This is a genomic window from Allomuricauda sp. F6463D (assembly GCF_023015965.1).
GTDB lineage: Bacteria > Bacteroidota > Bacteroidia > Flavobacteriales > Flavobacteriaceae > Flagellimonas.
Genome location: NZ_JALKAN010000002.1, coordinates 116,439 through 138,264 on the forward strand (window position 1 = coordinate 116,439; position 21,826 = coordinate 138,264).

Annotated in this window: 19 protein-coding genes; 4 read left to right on the forward strand and 15 right to left on the reverse strand. The window is 40.0% G+C overall.

Going from position 1 to position 21,826, the window contains the following annotated elements:
- Positions 1-7: 7 nt before the first annotated feature.
- From MWU56_RS09065 to MWU56_RS09090, 6 genes are all read right to left on the reverse strand, one after another.
- Positions 8-637: a hypothetical protein gene (locus MWU56_RS09065; RefSeq protein WP_247043866.1), complete on the reverse strand. Its 630-nt coding sequence runs from the start codon at positions 635-637 to the stop codon at positions 8-10.
- A gap of 45 nt (positions 638-682) precedes the next feature.
- Positions 683-982, reverse strand: a complete 300-nt coding sequence (locus MWU56_RS09070; protein ID WP_247043867.1) for an HPF/RaiA family ribosome-associated protein — start codon at positions 980-982, stop codon at positions 683-685.
- Between the two features lie 79 nt (positions 983-1,061).
- Complete coding sequence (locus MWU56_RS09075; RefSeq protein WP_247043868.1) at positions 1,062-2,381, reverse strand: ATP-dependent 6-phosphofructokinase; 1,320 nt, start codon at positions 2,379-2,381, stop codon at positions 1,062-1,064.
- Between the two features lie 11 nt (positions 2,382-2,392).
- Complete coding sequence (pckA, locus tag MWU56_RS09080) at positions 2,393-4,009, reverse strand: phosphoenolpyruvate carboxykinase (ATP) (RefSeq protein ID WP_247043869.1); 1,617 nt, start codon at positions 4,007-4,009, stop codon at positions 2,393-2,395.
- A 19-nt stretch (positions 4,010-4,028) separates the two neighbouring features.
- Positions 4,029-5,864 (reverse strand): SLC13 family permease, encoded by a 1,836-nt coding sequence (locus MWU56_RS09085; protein ID WP_247043870.1) that lies wholly within the window; start codon positions 5,862-5,864, stop codon positions 4,029-4,031.
- A gap of 15 nt (positions 5,865-5,879) precedes the next feature.
- Positions 5,880-6,671, reverse strand: coding sequence for a universal stress protein (locus tag MWU56_RS09090; protein ID WP_247043871.1), 792 nt, complete (start codon positions 6,669-6,671; stop codon positions 5,880-5,882).
- Positions 6,672-6,866: 195 nt separating this feature from the next.
- Between MWU56_RS09090 and MWU56_RS09095 the strand changes: the two genes are divergently transcribed.
- The gene (locus MWU56_RS09095) at positions 6,867-7,823 is read left to right on the forward strand and encodes an ROK family protein (protein ID WP_247043873.1); all 957 of its coding nucleotides are present in this window, start codon (positions 6,867-6,869) and stop codon (positions 7,821-7,823) included.
- Positions 7,824-8,135: 312 nt separating this feature from the next.
- Positions 8,136-8,867 carry an energy transducer TonB gene (locus MWU56_RS09100; RefSeq protein ID WP_247043875.1) on the forward strand — a complete coding sequence of 244 codons (732 nt, stop codon included), beginning with the start codon at positions 8,136-8,138 and terminating at the stop codon, positions 8,865-8,867.
- A gap of 46 nt (positions 8,868-8,913) precedes the next feature.
- On the opposite strand, the gene MWU56_RS09105 is transcribed toward MWU56_RS09100, so the two are convergent.
- Both MWU56_RS09105 and MWU56_RS09110 read right to left on the reverse strand, forming a co-directional pair.
- A complete protein-coding gene (locus MWU56_RS09105; protein WP_247043877.1) occupies positions 8,914-10,116 on the reverse strand; it encodes a succinylglutamate desuccinylase/aspartoacylase family protein in 1,203 nt (400 codons plus the stop codon).
- Entirely contained in the window at positions 10,097-11,965 is a 1,869-nt protein-coding gene (locus MWU56_RS09110; RefSeq protein WP_247043879.1) for a CBS domain-containing protein, read from the reverse strand. The genes MWU56_RS09105 and MWU56_RS09110 overlap by 20 nt, the downstream gene beginning before the upstream one ends.
- A gap of 184 nt (positions 11,966-12,149) precedes the next feature.
- Here MWU56_RS09110 and hemN point away from each other — a divergent pair, with 184 nt between their 5' ends.
- Together hemN and MWU56_RS09120 are read left to right on the forward strand one after the other, a co-directional pair.
- Complete coding sequence (gene hemN / locus MWU56_RS09115; RefSeq protein WP_247043881.1) at positions 12,150-13,508, forward strand: oxygen-independent coproporphyrinogen III oxidase; 1,359 nt, start codon at positions 12,150-12,152, stop codon at positions 13,506-13,508.
- A 17-nt stretch (positions 13,509-13,525) separates the two neighbouring features.
- Positions 13,526-14,347 carry a universal stress protein gene (locus tag MWU56_RS09120; RefSeq protein WP_247043883.1) on the forward strand — a complete coding sequence of 274 codons (822 nt, stop codon included), beginning with the start codon at positions 13,526-13,528 and terminating at the stop codon, positions 14,345-14,347.
- A 92-nt stretch (positions 14,348-14,439) separates the two neighbouring features.
- Here the strand turns inward: MWU56_RS09120 and MWU56_RS09125 are convergent, their stop codons facing one another.
- The 7 genes from MWU56_RS09125 to ccoN form a co-directional block, all read right to left on the reverse strand.
- On the reverse strand, positions 14,440-15,708 hold the full coding sequence (locus MWU56_RS09125; protein ID WP_247043885.1) for an acetyl-CoA hydrolase/transferase family protein: 1,269 nt from the start codon (positions 15,706-15,708) through the stop codon (positions 14,440-14,442).
- A gap of 15 nt (positions 15,709-15,723) precedes the next feature.
- A complete protein-coding gene (locus tag MWU56_RS09130; protein WP_247043886.1) occupies positions 15,724-16,434 on the reverse strand; it encodes a sulfite exporter TauE/SafE family protein in 711 nt (236 codons plus the stop codon).
- Between the two features lie 2 nt (positions 16,435-16,436).
- Entirely contained in the window at positions 16,437-16,883 is a 447-nt protein-coding gene (locus MWU56_RS09135; RefSeq protein WP_247043887.1) for a FixH family protein, read from the reverse strand.
- A gap of 12 nt (positions 16,884-16,895) precedes the next feature.
- A complete protein-coding gene (gene ccoG / locus MWU56_RS09140) occupies positions 16,896-18,305 on the reverse strand; it encodes a cytochrome c oxidase accessory protein CcoG (RefSeq protein WP_247043888.1) in 1,410 nt (469 codons plus the stop codon).
- A gap of 50 nt (positions 18,306-18,355) precedes the next feature.
- Complete coding sequence (locus MWU56_RS09145; RefSeq protein WP_247043889.1) at positions 18,356-19,330, reverse strand: cbb3-type cytochrome c oxidase N-terminal domain-containing protein; 975 nt, start codon at positions 19,328-19,330, stop codon at positions 18,356-18,358.
- A 4-nt stretch (positions 19,331-19,334) separates the two neighbouring features.
- Positions 19,335-19,523 (reverse strand): cytochrome C oxidase subunit IV, encoded by a 189-nt coding sequence (locus tag MWU56_RS09150; RefSeq protein WP_067037876.1) that lies wholly within the window; start codon positions 19,521-19,523, stop codon positions 19,335-19,337.
- 115 nt (positions 19,524-19,638) lie between these two features.
- The gene (gene ccoN / locus MWU56_RS09155) at positions 19,639-21,825 is read right to left on the reverse strand and encodes a cytochrome-c oxidase, cbb3-type subunit I (RefSeq protein WP_247043890.1); all 2,187 of its coding nucleotides are present in this window, start codon (positions 21,823-21,825) and stop codon (positions 19,639-19,641) included.
- Position 21,826: the final 1 nt, after the last annotated feature.

Sequence of the window (21,826 nt, forward strand, 5' to 3'; positions counted from 1 at the left end):
AAACGTTCTATTTAAATATCACATCTTGTTCTTTCATTGATTTTGTGACTAGCTCAATATAAGAATCTATAGTCTTATTTACATCCTCGGGTTCCGTTACATCCACTTCGCCCCTCCAGATCAATTCTATTTCCTTACCAACACATATGCAATAGAGTGAAGTCTCCGAATGATATATATTGAAAGTATCATAGTATTCGGGATCGTAGTAAATCTCTTGATGCTCTAAATAATCGTTGGTGAACCTCATGAACATACTATCCACATCATTGATATGATTCTTAAATGTTCTTCGATTTTCCGTACCAACCACTTTGGTGAACAAAATAGCATCAAATCCTTTGTCCAATAATTGCTGTTCCACTTCTTCCAATTCCGCTTCGGATCGTTCCGAGCTTGTAAATTCCACATCAAAGAGATCCATACTGCGCACAGCATCAACACCCTGTCTCTTGAGGGCATCAACAAACCTGGTTTCATACTCCATACGTGCATTATCATCTTGTATCATGCCTACCACTAGTACTTGATACGCATCAAACAACACTATATCGGGGTTCTTCCAGGTACTTACCAATCTCGTTGTGGAACACCCCATTAGGAGTATCATGCTTATGAGTATTACTTTTGATTTCATCACAATGGGTTTTAATGATTGATGCACAGTATGGTTCGTGGTCTTTTAATGTGTAGAAAATGTAGCCTGTCTTTTCTCGAGTTGCCTACTCAAATCCTCTATCGTCTCAGACATGGATTTTTCAAAATCATCAGTATCAGATTTGGCAAAAATTCTAGGACCTGGCGCACTCAATTCAATTTCACAAATTTTACCCTCTCCAGTTCTATCATTCTCGGTTTTAAAAAGTACATTGGCCTTAATCAACCAGCTATACTTTTTTTCCAACCCTTCCATTTTTTTCATTAACAACTCGGTCAATGCTTCACTAGTCATCATTTTTTGATATTGAACTTGTACTTCCATGATTTTTGTTTTGATTTAATTCAAATCTATAACTACTAGAAATAAAATTTAATGACAAATGTCAGTTAAAACCTCATTGTTATCCCAAGAAGAATGGCTGACCTGTACTTTGAAGTACCGAGAACCAAAACTCTCCTTCCAAATCTATTTTTTTTCTTTTTTTGGTCACATCGGAAATTGGTGCATAAACATAGCTATTGTTCACTCTACTGGCCACAAACTTGGTCTTGCCCGCCATGGCCCCATGAACCGCATGATAGGCCAACCTGCTACAATACACACTATCACTGGAGTTTGCAGGAGCACACCTAATAATATAACTAGGGTCAATGTATTTAATGGTTACAGGACTTTTTTCCTCAAAGTGTTCCGTGATTTTTTCCTTTAGGAAAATTCCAATATCCTTATGTTGGATATTTCCGGAGGCATCCTTAACAACTTCGTTGTCCTGGAACAGTTGTTGTCCCGCTCCTTCGGCAACCACAATAACAGCGTGTTTTTTCTTTTGCAAGCGTTTTCCCAAAACCTCGAGAAAACCATCCTCGCCTTTCATGGTAAAATCCATTTCCGGAATCAGCACAAAGTTGACCACGGGCATGGCCAAAGCCGCAGATGCAGCAATAAAACCACTATCCCTACCCATTAGTTTAATTATGGAAATACCATTGTAAGCCCCGGTAGCTTCATTATGGGCATCACGTAAGATTGAACTGGCCACATCAAAAGCAGTTTCAAATCCAAAAGACTCATCGATCAAATCAATATCGTTGTCTATTGTCTTGGGTATTCCCACAACGCTTATTTTGGCATTCCTTTTGGATATTTCTTCACCGATGGCATTAACCCCTTTTAGGGTACCATCTCCACCGATGGCGAACAACATATCTATTTTATTTTTCTCTAGCGTGTCTACCATTATGGATACATCCTGTGCACCTCTTGATGAGCCTAAAAAAGTTCCTCCAAATTGATGTATATCTTTAACCTTGTCCGGGGTCAACTCAATCAATTCATGTCCTTTTTCCGGGTTGAGCCCTTCATATCCATAAGGTATCCCAACTATTTTTTTTACCCCATAAAAATAATGCAGCGCCATTACCAATCCACGAATCACATTGTTTATACCGGGACAAAGACCTCCACAGGTAACTATGGCCGCAGTAGTGTTTGCGGTATCAAAAAAGATTTGTTGTCGAGGGCCTGCCTTCTCTAGGCAAAGGGGTTGCTCCCCAGTTTTCAAACAATGATTGTAGTGCTCCATGGAGAGGTTAAAAACCAACTTATTCGACTCACTTACAAAATTGAATATATGGTCTCCCTTTACCGTGCTTAGTTTCAGGGGCGACTTAAACTGGGGCGCGCCCAAACTTTCTATATTAAATCTATTTTTATCGTTCACTATGATTAAACTTATATATGATCGGTCAAACTATGGTGCGAATCAATAAGAGGTCCCCCATTCATGATATCTTCTGATGCTTGACTCGAAAACTTATCAAAGTTAATATGGAACGAGTGGGCCAACTGAATGGCCTTGCTCACATAGGCACCTTTTTGCAGCCAAGTATTCATGGGATCCAAAATTTCTATTGGCACCCCTGGACAATATTTTGGCATAAATAAACCAAAAATTGGGTGTATATCGAACTCCACATCATCCAATTTATCTTCAAGAATGGCAGATATCATAGCCCTAGTATATTTTAGCTTTATTCTAGACCCTACTCCATAAGGGCCTCCGCTCCAACCCGTGTTGACCAACCATACATTGACCCCTGCTTCCTTCATTTTATTGCTCAACATTTCAGCATAAACGGTTGGGTGCAATGGCATAAACGGTTCTCCAAAACATGCGGAAAACGATGGGACCGGTTCAGTAATGCCCGCCTCGGTACCTGCTACTTTTGCCGTATATCCAGAAATAAAGTGATATGCGGCTTGACCAGGTGTCAACTTGGACAACGGGGGCAACACTCCAAAGGCATCACAAGTTAAGAAAAAGATATTTTTAGGGTTTGATGCATAGGATGGAACCTGAATATTATCGATATGCTCAATGGGATAACTTACCCTTGTGTTCTGTGTAATGCTACTATCAAAAAAGTCTACTTCCTTGGTGCCTTCCTTAAAAACAACGTTTTCTAAAAGTGCCCCCGGACGAATGGCCCTAAAAATATCCGGCTCCTTCTCTTCGGTCAGATCGATCACTTTGGCATAGCATCCACCTTCAAAATTGAAAATGGTGTTTTCCTTGGTCCAACCATGCTCATCGTCCCCGATAAGTTTACGGTTGGGATCTGCGGACAGGGTAGTTTTCCCCGTACCGGACAGCCCAAAGAATATGGCTGTATCCCCATCTTCGCCTACATTGGCGGAGCAGTGCATTGGAAGCACTTCCTTTTCAGTCGGAAGGATAAGGTTAAGGGCAGAAAAGATACCTTTCTTAATTTCCCCTGTGTATGCCGAACCAGCTACCAATGCAATTTTTTTTGTGAAATTCAAGATGGAAAAATTTCCACTTAAAATTCCAACATCAGAGGGGTTTGGTGTCTCATAGCCTGGGGCACAAAGTACCAACCATTCTTCTTCAAAGTCTTTTAGCTCGTTTTCATCCAAACGTAAAAACATATTTTTTACAAAGTAATTGGACCAAGGGTATTCCGTAACAGTCCTCACATTCATTTTATATTTTGGGTCTGCACAAACGGCCGCATCCCGCACAAAAACCTCTTTTCCACTAAGGTAATTGGCAACTTCATCATAAAGCTTGTCAAAATTTTCAGGGGAGATGGGTTTGTTTATCCTTCCCCACCATACTTTGTCCTTTGTATACTCATCTTTTACCAATAAACGGTCTTTTGGGGATCGTCCGGTAAATTTTCCCGTATTTACACAAAGGGTTCCGTTCTCAGTTTCGACCCCCATACCTTTGTCAAGGGTCAACTTCTGCAATGTTTCTCCATCAAGGTTCCAATGTGCTTGGACATTCTTCAACCCATATTTGCTAAGGTCTTTGGTTGTGCTCATAACTGTTGTTTTTAAATGATTAAAAGCTCCATATCCACGGAACCAATATTATTGTTGCTATAAAGAAAAGTAGGAGCAATGGTCCTCCCACCCTAAGGTAATCTGTAAATTTGTATCCGCCTGCTGCCATCACCATGGCGTTGGTGGTGGTCCCTACCGGAGTTAAAAATGCGGTCGAGGCACTTATGGCCACGGCTATCATAAAAGGTTTTGGTGAAACCCCCAGAGTTATGGATGCCATAACCGCTATGGGTGCCATCAAAACCGCAGTGGCCGAATTGTTGATGGTTTGGCTAAAGGCCGCTGTCAATAGAAATATACCTGCCAATAACGCTACGGGATGAATGCTCCCCAGTGAATTTACCAAGCTATTGGCCGCTAATTGTGCCACACCTGTTTTTTGCAATGCCAGTCCCATGGGAATCATGGCTGCGATCATTACCACGCTCGTCCAACTAATGCCCTTATACGCCTTGGAGATGGGCACACAACCCGTCAACATCATGATTCCAGCACAAACCAGTGCCGCAATTGCCCCGGGCAATATCTTGAATACCAAGAGCAAAATCATCAAAACCAAGGTTCCCATGGCAATATAACTTCTTGTGGTCAACTGATCTACATTTTTTGCCAGTGCCTCTGGACTTCCCGATATCACCAAGTTCTCGTACATGGATTTTAGTGAAATTATGTTTTCCCACTGTCCACGAATTACGAAAGCATCGCCCGCTTTGATCTTTATCTTACCTGTCAAGGGGACATTATCCCGGGACACGGCTAAAAGTTGTACTCCGGCTTGGCGGAGATAATGACCCAAATTAATGGTCTTGCCAACAAAAATAGACTTTGGCGTAATGATCATCTCGGCCATGCCCACCTCTTGATTGATCAGCTCTTTTTTGAGCATGTCTTTTTCAGGTTTCAGTGCCAGAACCCCCAAATGAAACTTGAGCACGAACTTATCCACTTCTTCCGGCTCCCCTTTTACCGTGATTATATCGTGATACCGCATTTCGGTATCCAATCCCGGCATTTCCACAAACTGTGGTATCCTATGGAGCTTGTTCGGATGTCTTCGCTTAAGGCGCATTATGGATATTTTGTGTTCACTCTCAAAATTCCAATCTCCTATTTTGGTATTGATCAGTTGGGACATAGACCTGATCCGCAGACGGTAAAGGTTATCTCCGATACTGTAGTTCTCGATCCATTTGTGCATTTCTTGATCAATGGCCATCGGCTTGTTGTTGGTTCTATGGTTGGGCAACAATTTATAACCGATATATCTAAAGTATAGCACGGAAATAATCAAGAGCGGCACACCTATCAATCCAAATTCAAAGAACGAAAAACCTATAAATCCATTTTCGACCAAGGCATTGCTCACAATAATATTGGGTGGTGTCCCGGTCAACGTAAGCAACCCGCCCGTATTGGATCCAAATGCCACGGGAATCAAGAGTTTAGAGGGCAGTGTACCCGCATTCCATGCCGCTGATACGGTAACAGGAAGCAATGCCGCTACAGTACCGGTGTTGCTCACCAAACCGGACAATATACTGGAACCTAGGGTTACAATTACCAATAAGCGCGAAATGTTCTTTCTCGCCCACTTCACAAAAAACTGTCCCGCCATGGCCGTCCATCCGGTCCTGGAAAGTCCCTCGCCAATAATAAAGAGAGCCGCGATCATGATTACCGTTGGATTGCTAAACCCGGTCAAAGTCTCACTAAGATCCAAAATACCAGTGAGAAAAAGAGAGAGCATGGCCATTAAAGCCACTACATCGGGAGGAAACTTCCCCCAGACAAACAATAAAATTGTAACACCTAAAATAATCAGCAGTGGCAGCATGCTCAAAAATCAAGGTTAGTCCAAAGCTAATACCGGTATCTCGGAATGCAAGGTCAACAGTTTTGTCAAACGACCTTCCGACGGTGTACTCCTTTCCGTATGGTTTCGTGGCAATATGGTTAACATATCTATCTTTTTTTCAGTGATATAATCCAAAATCCCCTGTTCAACATCCTCATTTTTACTAAATGAGTGTTCCGCATAAAAATGCTCTAAATAATATTTCAATAGGTTTTCATTGGATTCTTTAACTGCTTCTTCATCAAAAATAGACTCTTTATATATGGTAAGCACGTGCACCTTGGCATTAAATGTTCTGGCAATGTCCAAAAGAGTAGCCAAAACTGCTTTATCATCAATTTTTTTTCCTCCCATCACCAAGGCTATTTCCTTGGGCTCTTTAATCTCGGTTCCGTAGGGTATAGATAGCACCGGACAATTTGCCTTCAATACAAGTTTTGAAGTGTTTGTGATAGCTTCATCTGTTATTCTATCGCCCATAGTTCCCATCATAATTACATCCGACCCACTCTTTTCCTGAGTGGAAAGAATAGTACTGATTACCTCACCTGTTTCCGTTATAAACTCTGGAGATACTTTTAGTTTCACATTGAACGAATCAAACAATTTTAAAAATTTACTTCTTAAATTATCATTATCAGATTCATTAAGGGGCATAGTGCCCACATAAAGACCCAAAATATTTATGGAACGTTCTGTTCCCACAAAATTGGTCGCATATTCCAAAGCATTCAGGGATGCTTCAGAAAAATCAAAGGGAATCAATATTTTATTTAAACGGCTCATACCTAGTTGTAATTATTGGTTTAATTTATCCTCTCAAAAATAGAATTGGAGTTTGACGTATAATATGACGTAAGTCAGAATTTCCAACTTTTCCTCCATTATTACCTCAACAATTGTTTTTATAAAAAGTCCTATGAGTTATTTTTTCATCATAATGGCTATCTTTAAAAACAGTAAAAAAAGTAACATCGCAATATGGATTTAGTAATCGGGATTGACATAGGTGGAACTAAAACTAAAATTGGCTTGGTGGATGAACATGGTGAATGCCACGAGAAAACATTCTTTAGAACCAAAGAGTTTCCAAACTTGGATGATTATCTAAATAAAATAAAATCTTCCTCAGATGAGCTATTAACACAGTTTGGAACCAATGCCAATGTAATTGGTTGTGGAATTGGGGCCCCAAATGCTTCTAGTAAGAACGGGACCATAGAAAATGCAAGTAATTTAACCTGGAAAGGAAGTGTACCCTTGGTTAAACTTCTCAAACAGCGGATGGACATGCCCATTCGCATAATGAACGATGCCAGTGCTGCTGCTTTGGGCGAAATGCTGTTCGGAGGAGCAAAAAACATGACCGACTTTATTGTGATTACCCTTGGGACCGGTTTTGGCGCTGGTATTGTTGCGAACGGCAAACTTATAGATGGGTTTGATGGGTTTGCAGGCGAATTGGGTCATATAGATATGACCATGGGAGATGGCAGGTTAACCGGACTTGGCGTAAAAGGCGGATTGGAGGCCTACGTTTCCGCTACTGGATTAAAACGGACTGTTATGTTCATGCAGAGCAAATATATGGTTGAAAGCAGGTTCAGGGATATTGCCTACAATGACCTTCATGGTGAAGATATTACACAAGCAGCGGAAGAGGGTGACGAAATTGCCTTGAAGGCTTTTGATTATACAGCACGTATTATGGCACAGGCATTAGCCAATTTTACGGCTTTCACACAACCCGAAGCATTTATTTTGATGGGTGGGCTAACCAACAGTGGCAAGTGGATCATGAACCCCTTGGAAAAATACTTTAATGGTTTTCTATTGGATATTTATAAAGGAAAAGTAAAACTCTTACACTCCAATATGCAAGGTAAAACCGCAGCTATTTGTGGCGCAGCAGCTCTAATATGGGAAAGTAAAAAATAATTCCAACTATAGGAATCTTGAATTTATTAATCAATAGATAAAACCTTTTATAAGATTATACGATCCTTAGGAACTGTTGCTGCTTAAAAGGATTAAGGATACACACCAGAGGCCAACCCCAGAATTAAAACAGTGGCGGGGCAAACACCTTCATTACCACACGGATCTCACAAAAAAAGAATGTAACACTTCTTAGATTAGACCTATAACCCTTTAATTCTTAAAGGGCTGACATTCAATGGGAAACTGATTATTATCATGTTTTATGATTTTGAAGTACGCTAACTTTAAACTAGTTAAATAGTAAAAGTCATGAAACCTAAAAAAAACCCATATGCAGAAATTGGACGCAATAGCAGTCTTTATTTCATGATAGGATTAACTTCGGTTTTGTTCATTACGTGGCAATCGTTTGAAGTTAAGTTCTACGAAGAAGTTTCGAAAGTTTCAGAAGTTGTACAACTAACTGATGATCTTAAGGAAGATGTACCCATTACGGAAATACTGAGAACCGCACCTCCTCCCCCACCTCCATCAGCACCAGATGTAATTGAAATAGTGGAAGATGTGGAAGATGTGGAAGAAACTGTTATCGAAAGCACAGAGAGTAGCCAAGAAACCTTTATTGAAGATGCGGTAATAAGTATTGAAGAGGTTAATGTGGAAGAGGTTGAGGAAGAAGAGATAATCCCCTTTGCAGTGATAGAGTTTGTACCTGTTTTTCCTGGTTGTGAAATTTATCCTACCCAAGAGGAACGTAAAGCTTGTTTTAACCAAAAAGTACAGGAGCACATCAAGAAAAATTTTAGCTATCCCACAGCTGCTTTGGAAATGGGCATTGCAGGCAAAGTTTACCTTCAATTTGTAATAGACTCCAATGGACGTGTCACCAACATTCAGAAGAGAGGTCCCGATTTACGTTTAGAAAAAGAAGCTGAGCGCATCATTGCCTCCCTGCCAAAAGTTAAACCTGGGGAACAACGCGGAAAAACGGTAAGTGTTAAATACAGCATTCCAATTAATTTTGTTTTACAAAACGAATGAACAATCCTCGATGCAAAAAAAGCCCAAGAACCAAACTTGGGCTTTTTTATTTTTGATACCATGCGGCATTCCCATACTCTTTAGGTCGTGAGGCACTCTCCCTATTCTTGGCTATTAAATGGGACCTATCAAATTTTCTTGCCCTGTAGCCCAACAAGTGAAAGAACGACTTGGCAAAAAAGCGAGCGACTCGTTGATCAACCACCATCACATCTTTTTTACCATCTCTCCATTTAACCCCTGGCAATTTCACTAAAATATGATCTACCTTAAACCTTCGTAATTCCTTGGACAGCCACAACCATATTTTGGGTATAGGTCTAATAAAATAAAATCCCTCATTCCCCTGATCTTGATAGAGGGGCATAAAAATTTGTCGTTTCTTGGTTGTTTTCAACTGGACCCCATCAACAAGAGCTATATTTTTTCCTTTCGGCACTACTTGAAAATTAATAAACCCTGGGTACATTTTAAAATTACTATTATGGTCGATATCATGCTGATGATAGATTTCATAAAATCTATGGGGAGTGCTACTCAAATTAGAAATTGCATCTTTTATTTGTTGCTGTTCTATTTCAGGAATATTCACAGATTGGGTCAAAACCAAAGAATAACGAATAAATTTTAAACAATTTTCCACTGCCCTGCTATCATCGTGCTGTCCACTTTCAAAACCTAGTGAAACATAGCCCAAATCGTTGATATAACTTAACAAGGCTCCTTTTAAATACTCCTCTATACCCAAAATAATGGGTAAAGGGTAATTTGAGGCAAATTTACGGTTCAGTAAACTATCATTAAGAACCATGAAGGGAGACGTTTCGCTAGAGGTTGTATGAAGGTCCATAAAATAAAACGGTGGGGTCCCGGTATCCAGAATATTTTGTAGCAACCGAAATAATTGGCCCAGTTCATCCTCTTCATCGTGCTGGATTTCTTTAGTGCTAATGACACGTTCGATTCTATCTTGCAACCAAATTCTATTTAGGTCTTCATGTTGGAATCGCTGTTTGCTTCCCAAAGCTCCCAAATTTCCAGAAATAGCGTATACTTCTCCATTTACCGAAATGTTCTTGTTTCTAATTTCTTCTACAACCTCTTTTAAGGCAAAAACACCCGCAGTCTCATTTCCGTGAACACCTCCAAAAAAGACTATAGTGGGACCTCCTTGGCTTCCTTGGATATGATCTATTATTCGATTAACCTTTACTGTCCTACTAAGTGCTTTACTGTGAACTAATATCATACTGCTCCAAATCAACTTTACTAATAATTCCCACTATGTGGGCATCCATACAAACGGGCAAACAACCTATACTGTGTTTTACCATTATTTCTTTGGCAACGATTATCTCGGTTTTGGGAACTACACTTATAACTTTCTTGACCATGATATCGGAAACTCTTGCTTCATTTTTATCTAGCTCTTTAAATTTCTCGATATGGCTCCATGTAAGAAGCCCTGCCAATTCTCCTTTTTCATTTTCCACAGGAAGATGATGTATATTGTTCCATCTCATAATGGCCAAAGCCAAATTGGCATAATCATCCTCATACAGTTTCATAAGTTTTGTAGACATTATCTGACTTACCCATCGGAATGCACACTTAGTCTCCAACATTCCCCTTATGGGTTTCCATTGATGTACCGGTATATCCTCTTGCTGGTTTTTATACATTGCCTTGGTCAATTGCACTATGGCGCTGTCTAGCTTCATTTGTTTGTTGAGCTCCCTAAAATTTTTGATTTGCCACTCAGCACCGGTTTTACCATTGGCTCTGTTCTCAATAACCCCCAAAAGTCTGTTTATATCCGCTTTGTCAATATTAAACTTTTTGAGACCTTCATATGCAATGGGCAATAACTCTTGAACCACGATTTTTTTCATCGTCATGGCTTTCCCCATCCAAGAAAACATAGCATGACTTCCACTAGTGGCGGCCCTAAGAAAATTGAGCTTGACCGATTTAAAATCCATTAAACTGGGCATATCATCGTACTTTTTGGGCCTACCGGCCATAAGACCGACCCAAAAAGCGAAATTTGCCATCTCATCCGTAATGGTGGGACCTGCCGGAATGTACCTGTTCTCAATTCTTAAATGCGGTCTACCGTTGCCCACGCCATAGCAGGGTCGGTTCCAGCGGTACACTGTACTATTGAATAGACTTAATGCTTCCAGTTTTGGCACTACTCCATCTTTAAGCAAGTCTAAAGAATTGTGTTGGATGGGCTTCGTCAATAAAATACGATGTGTTGAAATATCCTGTTTAAATATTTCTGTAACCGAGTCTTTTTGCCATCTTTCACCAAAACCTACCCTGGCTACTTCTTCCTTGAGTGCCTTGGTCCATATTCGTGTATCCAAACTTTGCTGAAACAAAGCGATTCTAGTTTCTCGCCAAAGTTCTTTTCCCAAAAGCAATGGTGAGTTACAACAAACTCCCAGTACTGGTCCAGAAATGGCCTGGGCCCAATTATAGCTTTTAATAAAATCTTCTGGTGGTATTTGTAGGTGGAGTTGAAAACTGGTGTTACAGGCTTCGAACAAAACAGAATCGTGATGAAGCGCCAGCTCGTCCGCTCCTTTGATCCGTACCGTAAAATCATCGCCGCGCCAGGCGGTTAAAACTTCGTTGATTCTATAATACCTAGGAATTGGTGTCATAAAATCCATCCCCAGTTCATCTTTACTGATGGTGGGGAGTATGCCTGTCAGTATAATCTTGGTATCATTTTTATTGGCAGAATGTTTTACTTTCTCCAACAAACTCCTCAGTTGTTGCTCCACGATTGTAAAGCAATCTTTTTCCAACGTAAAGGGGTCAAGGTTAGCTTCAATATTATAGGTTGCAAATTCGGTGGTAAAATGATCATCATTTACATCTTTGATTATTTCCAATGCATTTGGGGATGGTCTATAATCTTCATTGATCAAACACATTTCCTGTTCGGCACCAATACGAACAATATCATCCTCTATCATTCCATCTTTGATCATGTTCTCCAAGGCTTGGATATCATCAATAAGATGTTGGGCAAAAACTTTCCGTTCTTCTTCGCTAAATGAACTTTTTCTAATATGTTCTCCCATAGAATAGTATTTATGAGTAACCAAAATCATCTAAAGATAGCATGTTGGGAAGATGAAAAACATGATACACATCAGGCTTTAAATTAATGCCGTGTACTATTTAAATAGCTACACTGACAATTATCATATTTTTTAAAAGCTATCAAAAGTAATTTTGAACCGTGATTGTAATGGTATAAAGCTTATGTGCGAATTAGTCCAAAAATACAATGTTCCAGGTCCTAGATACACCAGTTATCCTACTGTACCCTATTGGGACATGGAGGGTTTTTCTGAAAAAAAATGGAGGTCCAGCGTTCTTAAGGCCTTTGGTGAAAATCCTGAAGATGGAATAAGTGTTTATATACACCTACCATTTTGCGAAAGCTTATGTACTTTTTGCGGGTGTCACAAACGCATCACAAAACGGCACGAAGTGGAGCGCCCCTATATCAATACAGTTTTAAAAGAGTGGGAATTGTATGTTGACCTTTTGGGAACCAAACCGGTTATCAAGGAGCTTCATTTGGGAGGTGGTACCCCTACATTCTTTTCTCCCGAAAACCTAAGAATATTGATTGAGGGCATTGTCCGACTCAGCAAAAAAACAGATAAAATTGATTTTAGTTTCGAAGGACATCCGAACAACACTACCAAAGAACATTTGCAAGCTCTTTACAATGTAGGGTTTAGAAGGGTTTGTTTTGGTGTGCAAGACTACAACCTCACTGTACAACGTGCGATAAACAGGTTGCAGCCTTTTGAAAATGTAAAAAATGTTACCGAGTGGGCCAGGGAGATTGGATATACCTCTGTTGGACACGATATAATATACGGGCTACCGTTTCAAAATTGTTCCGATGTTGAGAACACCATAATCAAGACAAACGCATTGAAACCTGACAGAATTGCTTTTTATAGTTATGCCCACGTACCGTGGCTGAAAGGAAATGGACAACGTGGATACAAAGAGTCCGATCTGCCATCATCCGTTGAGAAAAAAGCACAATACGAAATGGGTAAAAGAATGCTTTCAGAATTCAATTATAAAGATGTTGGAATGGATCACTTTTCCTTGCCTACCGATAGCTTGTACAAAGCCTTGGAGAATGGCACCCTACATCGGAATTTTATGGGCTACACGCCTTCAAAAACTAAACTTATGATTGGTTTGGGAGCATCGAGCATAAGCGATAGTTGGTATGGTTTTGCGCAAAATGTAAAAAGCGTGGAAGAATATGAAAATTTGGTTTCGCATGGAGTTATTCCTATTTTTAAGGGTCACATACTTAGTAGTGAGGACGAGATTGTAAGAAGACACATTCTCAACATTATGTGCCAATTTGAGACCGAATGGAGCTCAAAAGAACGACAAACAGTTGATTTTAATGAAATTTTGGCCAACCTGTCGGAATTGGAAATGGATGGCTTGGTAGAAATAAACAATGATAAAATCAAGGTGACAGATAAGGGAAGACCATTTGTAAGAAACATAAGTATGGCCTTTGACCTTAAATTACACAGAAAAAAACCAGATACCCGAATATTTTCCATGACCGTTTAACCTAAAAATCGAATAAAATGAAAAGTATAATCGTACCCGTTGATTTTTCAAATCAATCTGAACAAGCCCTTAAAGTTGCTGCTTCCCTTGCGAAGCAACACAAGGCAGAACTATTAGTCCTACATATGTTAGAGCTATCTCCCGCCATTATGGGCGAATCAGGATATATCTCACAAGAACAGGTAGTGTATCTAATTAAACTTGGTGAAAAAAGGTTTGCTGAATTTCTAGACAAACCTTATTTAAAGGGTGTAAAGGTGGTTCCCGTAATAAAACACTATAAAGTATTCAGTGAAGTGAACGAAGTTGCCGAAAAGCACAATGTGGACCTTATCATAATGGGATCGCATGGGGCAGATGGTCTTCAAGAAATTTTTATAGGTTCAAACACCGAGCGTGTTGTTAGAACCGCTGACGTCCCTGTACTGGTAATCAAAGGAGATATTGAGGAATTTACACCAAAGACTTTTGTTTTTGCTTCGGATTTTGAGGTAGAGAGTGTTCCGGCACTAAAGAAAGCCAAGGAAATGGCCGATTTGTTAGGCGCTAAATTACAACCAGTTTTCATTAACACCCCTGGCGATGAGTTTTTGAGCAATGGAGATGCCAACAAAAAAATATCTAAATTTTTGGACACTGCCAATCTTGGATTAGCGGCAGAAATATTCAACGACTACACCGTGGAAAAAGGTGTTTTGAATTATAGTGATGCCATATCTGCCGACCTTATAGGTATTCCAACCCATGGCAGAAGAGGACTGGCACATTTCTTTATTGGAAGTATTGGTGAAGATATCGCCAATCATTCCGAAGTACCGGTGATTACATTTAAAATGTAACGGATTGTATTTTTGATTGGTTTCATACAATTCAATAAAAAAGGGGGCAATTTTACAATTGTCCCTTTTTTTATTCTTTATGCATGTTGTGTCTAGCCATGAAATCTTTCGTAAGCACCTTTTTCCAAAGCTTCCCTATGGTCTGGATGAGCTATGGAAATTAAGGCTTCGGCCCGTTGTTGTAGGTTTTTTCCAAACAAATTGACTATACCATATTCCGTAGCTACATAGTGCATATGGGCACGCGTTGTGGTTACCCCGGCACCTTGCTTTAAAAAGGGGGTTATTTTGGATACTCCTTTCTTTGTAGTCGAAGACATAGCTATTATGGGCTTACCACCTTTTGAAAGTGAGGCTCCTCGCATAAAATCCATCTGACCGCCCACTCCAGAAAATTGGTATCCCCCAATGGTATCGGCACATACTTGGCCGGTTAAATCTATTTCTATGGCACTGTTGATAGCTGTTGCTTTAGGGTTCCTACGAATTCTGGCTGTATCATTGGTGTAACCAGAGTCCCTAAAATCGCATATAGGGTTATCATCTATAAAATCATATAGTTTTCGGGAGCCTACTGCAAAACAACTTACTATTTTACCTCTTTTTACTGTTTTTTCTTTTCCGTTGATCACACCGCTTTCCAACAAGGGCAATACCCCATCAGAAAACATTTCTGTATGAATACCCAAGTTTTTGTGGTTTCCCAAATTGGATAAGACTGCATTGGGAATGTTCCCAATTCCCATTTGCAAGGTTGCTCCATCATCTATCAACGATGCCACATGCTTCCCTATTTGTTGTTCCACATCCGATATTTCGGTCGGATTATGCTCATGAATGGGCCTATCCACTTCTATGGCAAAGGATATCTCATCGATATGGACAATCCCTGTACCATGGGTGCGAGGCACTTGTGGGTTTATCTGTGCCACTATTTTTTTTGCTGTTCTAACCGCTGGCAATGTAACATCTACAGAAACCCCAAGAGAGCAATATCCATGTTTATCAGGTGGTGAAACTTGAACAAATGCAACATCCAGTGGAAGATAATCATCGGCGAACAACCATGGTATTTCACTCAAAAAAACCGGTATGTAGTCGCCCATGTATGTGTTTACAAATGTTCTAACATTGCCTCCGACAAAACATGCGTTCAAGGTAAAGGCATCGCAATAAGGCTTCCTTGTATATTTAGCGTCACCCTCGGTATGGATAGAGATAATCTCAACATCTTCTAATTCATTATGTCGATTACATAAAGCATCTATCAATTCATTTGGGGTCATGGCCGCTCCCTGAAAAAAGACCCGATCTCCTGATTTAACAATTCCTACTGCTTCATTGGCTGTGGTTATTTTCATAGTGGACTTAATTTTTTAGGGTTGATGACATTCTATCGTTGCCGTAACCGTGTCTGCCGGAGCTGCCTTCGGAGATACATAAGGAATTCCCAATCCAAGACCCCGTACAATAAACAAAAGGCCTATTATCACCACAAATACTGGAATCAATTTCTGTATTCTAGATTTAATGGAGGTACTGAACATTCCCTTGGAATAGACAACTAAAGACATAAGCGGAACAGTTCCCAACCCAAAAACCATCATATAAAGCCCCCCTTCCATCGGGCTACCCATTGCAACAGCCCCAAGCAAGGCCATATAAACTAGCCCACACGGTAAGAAACCATTTAAGAAACCTATCGTTAAAAAGGTGTCGGGGGATTTTTTTTTGAGCTCTGACCCAAGTTTGGATTGTACCTTCGCGATTATTAAATAAATGGGCGATAAAAACTTATGCCCGTTCAAATATTTACCCGGAATCAACACTAAAAGAATCATAAGCACACCAATACCTATGGATAGTTTTTGTTGGACCCCGAAAAGTGATAATCCTTTACCTAAAAGTCCAAAAAGTATCCCGATAACACCATATGCCAATAATCTTCCAAAATGATAAATAGATAACTGTACCGCCTTTTTTACATTATTTCCTTGGTCCAAGGGAAGCATAAAGGCTATTGGCCCGCACATGCCAAAGCAGTGGAGGCTTCCCAAAAGTCCAAGTACCAATGCAGATGTTACCATGATCAGTACACAAATTTTTGTTTGTGCAAAAAGGAATTACCTTCGTAGTTCCAGTTTATGGAAATGTCCCAACGACCGTCTACCAAGCGATTGTCAGGTATGAGCAAATGTGTTTGGGTCAAACTTATAGGAAAGTTTGTATCCAAATGCTTGTTAGACGGTCTATAAAGGGACACTGTACCCGTTATTTTTTTGGGGTCAAAACGTTCGGGAAAATAAATCATTAGACCCGCTTCCATTTTTTCAACCTTTAGGTTGGCATTCATTTCCAGTGCCATATTTGAGGCATCTATTTCTTGCTGATAAGACAAATCTTTTTTGTAGTAGTCTTCAGTTACCAAATCGTGGTTGGAGCTGTCATCCGTGCTCATCCTAAAAACAAAATAAAGTATGAAGGTTATAAACCCTATAAACGCCAATACTACTCCCGTTCCCCAATTAATCTTCATCTCGATTTTTTTTTAATTATAACTACGTGGTGCCAAAAACTGGGTTATCGTAGTTTCAATAAGTTTATCGCCACTATACACTCCAATCTTAAGCTTATCCTTGTCTCCATTCAATGCTGAGGCATTTATTTCTATAAACAATGTTCCCCCAGTCATTTTTTCCGCAGGAACGGTGAAATTGTCATTGGAAACCATTTTTATTTCACCATTATGCGACATCAGTTCAAAACGGACATTATCAATATCCTTTGTGGTTTTGTTCACTAATTTATAAGTGAAAACATTACTTATAATATTATTTTCTTTTCGTTCATACAATTGGCCGGGCAATCTTAAAATATTGGCTTCAACTTCATTTCTAAGAAACATCATCCCTATCAAAACTGCGGTCAATACAGCAAGAACAGCGGTATATCCTTTTAAGCGTGGTGTAAACTTAAACTTGGCTTTCTTTGTAATTTCATCTTCACTTGCGTAGCGAATCAACCCTCTTGGTTTATTGATGCTATCCATTATATGATCGCATTCATCAATACAGGCAGTACAGTTTACGCATTCCAATTGGGTTCCATTCCGAATATCTATTCCTGTTGGACATACATTTACACACTGAAAGCAATCAATACAGTCACCATGGCCCAAAGCCTCTCGATCTTCATTTTTTCTAAATTTTTTACGGCCATTGTCGCCTTCTCCTCGTTTATGATCATATGCCACCACAATGGATTTATTATCCAAAAGCACGCCTTGTAATCGACCATAAGGACAAGCAATGATACATACTTGCTCCCTAAACCAGGCAAATATGAAATAAAACACCCCTGTAAAGATCAACAGTGGAATTATGGTCCCTAAATGTGACATTGGGCCATCGGTGATATCAGCGATGAGTTGGTCGCTACCTATTAAATAGGCCAAAAAAACGTTGGCAATAAAAAAAGATATGATAAAGAAAATACTCCATTTCAATATTCTTTTTCTAATCTTTTTACCTGTCCATGGTGCCTTGGCCAATCGCATTTGTGCACCCCTATCCCCGTCTATCCAATACTCGATACGGCGAAAGACCATTTCCAAAAAAATGGTCTGGGGACACATCCACCCGCAGAAAATACGGCCATATGCAACCGTAAACAGCGCTATAAAAATAACCCCGATAATCATGGACACTACCACTAAATGAAAATCTTGTGGCCAGAATGGAAAACCAAATATATTGAAACGCCGTTCCAACACGTTGAACAACAAAAATTGATGCCCGTTAATTTTTATAAAAGGGGCCGCTATCAACAAAGCCAACAAAAAGTAACTTACATACTTTCGGTAATTATAGTATCTGCCACTGGGTTTCTTTGGAAAAATCCAGTTCCTTTTACCTTCTTCTGTGATTGTGCCTATGGAATCCCTAAAATTCTCTTCCATCGCATTTGTGGTTTATGGATAAATATTTATTGTCTTCGCCTCCGAAAGAACTACTTCATTGCAACTTCGGTAGAATCAACGGCCTGCTGCATTTCCTCTGGTACAGTTTCTTCCGACTCGGATTCTGTTCCATTAGATTCTTCTGGAGCATCTGGATCCACCCAAATTTCTCCTTCTGGATCCTTTGGATTGGCGGCTGTATTACCTTCCAAGGTGATTATATAACTGGCAACTTGCGCCATTTCAGCTGGTTTTAAGGTTTGCTTCCAAGCAATCATTCCTTTACCATCACGACCACCTTCAGAAATTGTGGTAAAGATGTTTTTAATACCCCCACCCAATATCCAATATTGGTCTGTTAAGTTTGGTCCTATTCCACCACCCCCGTCGGCCATATGACAGGCCACACAGTTGGATTGAAATATCTTCTCCCCTGCAGCTAGGTCAGATTCATCGGATAGAAACTCCACAGTACTGGCATCCACCAGGTCTTTTGCCGTTCGTTTATATTCCTCTATTGCCAATTGGGCAGCAGCCACTTCACGCTCGTATTCCATTTCTTGATCATAGTCTCCAATTATATGGAAACGAACCATGTATACTACTGCAAAGACAATGGACGCATAGAAAAGGTATACCCACCAAGGAGGCAACACATTGTCCAACTCACGTATTCCATCATAATCATGATCCAGAACAATTTCACCTTCACGCTCAATAGAACGGCTTTTGGTCAATTTACCCATTAAGTCTTTGGCCCACGTCCATTCGAACTTTTTGCTTTTGGCTTCCAAATAGCGCTCTTGACCTTCTTTTGACAGAGTTTGGAACATAATATTCTCTATGGACGCCAATATTAGTTCTATGGCAATGAGAATCATCAATACCAACAGCATAAAAAACTGTGTGACCGGAAATTCAATAATTGCTAGTTTATCACCAGAGTCTATAAAGTATTCCATTAATCCGAAGATTAAAAAGAATAAAACCGGGACTCGTATCCACCAAGGTGTTTTTGTGCTCATAATGTTATAGTTTGTTTTGTTGATCATCGTTATCCAATGGCAGTTCGGACATCTCCCTTATATGTTCTTTGGTGGCGGTAAACACCCACCAAAACAATAAAACAAAAAACACAAAGAAGATAAGCAGGGAAACCATGGGATAATTGGCTATCCCATCTATAGTTTCCATATGTTCCTTTACAAATTTCAACATGGTTATATTAGATTTTTGGTGCAAGAATCAAAACACTTTCTATGTTTAGCAGTCTAGACTTGGTAGTCCTTATTGTTTATACTAGGTTATTGACTCTTGGTTTATGATTACTTTTTTAATTCTCTTCTGTATTGGTTATTTTTATATCGGTGCCCAATCGCTGTAGATAAGCAATCAAGGCCACAATTTCGCGATCTCTCATTTCCACGAAATCCAATCCATTTTCTTTTGCATACTGTTTATCAGCTTCATACGTATTTTGGAATTCAGGATCCGTGTAAAGGTTCTTTTCAATTTGCTCTGCTTGTTCTGCCATTGACTGTGGTGCATTGGCAATATCTTCTTCGGTATAAGGAACACCAAGAGTAACCATAGCTTTCATTTTTGCCTGTATATCACTACGGTCGTGCTCATCTGTAACCAACCATTCATATGATGGCATTATAGAACCTGCCGAAGTACTTTGCGGATCATACATGTGGTTCAGGTGCCAGTTATCGGAATATTTTCCTCCGACACGCAATAGGTCTGGACCTGTACGTTTACTACCCCATAAGAACGGATGGTCATACACAAACTCACCTGCCTTGGCATACTCGCCATAACGTTCAACTTCGCTTCGGAAGGGTCTAATCATTTGTGAGTGACAACTTACACAACCTTCTCTAATATAGAGATCTCGCCCCTCCAGTTCCAATGGAGTATAAGGTTTTACACTTGTAATTGTAGGGATATTGGATTTGACTAAAATAGTCGGAACTATTTGAATCACTCCTCCAATTAATATGGCAATGGTTGCCAAAATCGTTAATTGAACTGGTTTTCTTTCCAACCAGTTGTGGAAGGTTTCTCCTGCCACACGTCTTTTGGAAACTCTTTCCAACGCTGGGGCTTCTGCCAGTTCATCTTCAACCTTACTTCCAGATCTAATTGTTTTAACAACATTGTAGAGCAAGACGAACATACCTAGAATATATAGTGACCCTCCAATCGCCCTCATCCAATACATAGGTATAATCTGGGTCACTGTTTCCAAGAAGTTACCATATACCAATGTCCCATCTGGGTTAAATTCTTTCCACATCAAGGCTTGGGTAAATCCAGCTACATACATAGGCAAGGTATACAATACAATACCCAAGGTTCCAATCCAAAAGTGAAAATTCGCCAAACCTTTGGAGTGTAGTTCTGTTTTAAACATTCGTGGCACCAACCAGTAAATCATACCAAAGGTCAAAAACCCATTCCAAGCAAGTGCACCTACGTGAACGTGGGCAATGATCCAGTCACTAAAATGGGCAATGGCATTTACGTTTTTCAAAGAAAGCATTGGTCCTTCAAACGTAGCCATACCGTAACCGGTAATAGCAACCACCATAAACTTTAATGTGGCATCGGTACGCACTTTGTCCCAAACTCCTCGAAGGGTCAATAAACCATTGATCATACCACCCCAAGAGGGAGCCAACAACATAATGGAAAAAGCCACTCCTAGGTTCTGTGCCCACTCAGGTAAAGCAGAATACAACAAATGGTGAGGTCCTGCCCAGATATAGATAAAAATCAACGACCAAAAGTGGACAATGGATAATCTATAGGAATAAATGGGCCTATTGGCCGCTTTTGGCACAAAATAGTACATCAGTCCCAAGAAAGGTGTAGTCAAGAAAAATGCCACGGCATTGTGCCCGTACCACCACTGTACTAGAGCATCTTGAACACCTGCGTATACAGAATAACTCTTAAGTGCGGAAACAGGAAGTTCCAAGCTGTTAAAAATATGAAGTACCGCCACAGTAACAAATGTGGCGAGGTAAAACCAAATTGCTACATATAAATGCCTTTGTCTTCTTTTAAGAATGGTTCCGATCATATTCCAACCAAATACTACCCAAACGAGAGTAATGGCTATATCGATGGGCCACTCCAGCTCGGCATATTCCTTAGTAGTAGTATAACCCAGTGGAAGCGTAATTGCAGCGGCTACAATGATTAATTGCCAGCCCCAAAAATTAATGCTACTCAGGGCATCGCTGAACATTCTGGCCTTTAACAAACGTTGCAAGGAGTAATACACCCCTGCAAAAATAGCGTTGCCCACAAATGCGAAGATAACGGCATTGGTGTGCAATGGACGTAATCGCCCAAAACTCAACCATGAAATACCTTCTGTAATATTGGGGAACAAAAACATAAAGGCCAACAAAAGACCTACTGCCATACCTACAACGCCCCAAAAAATGGTAGCGTATAAGAACTTTTGCACGATTTTATTATCGTAGCGGAACTGTTGAATTTCCATA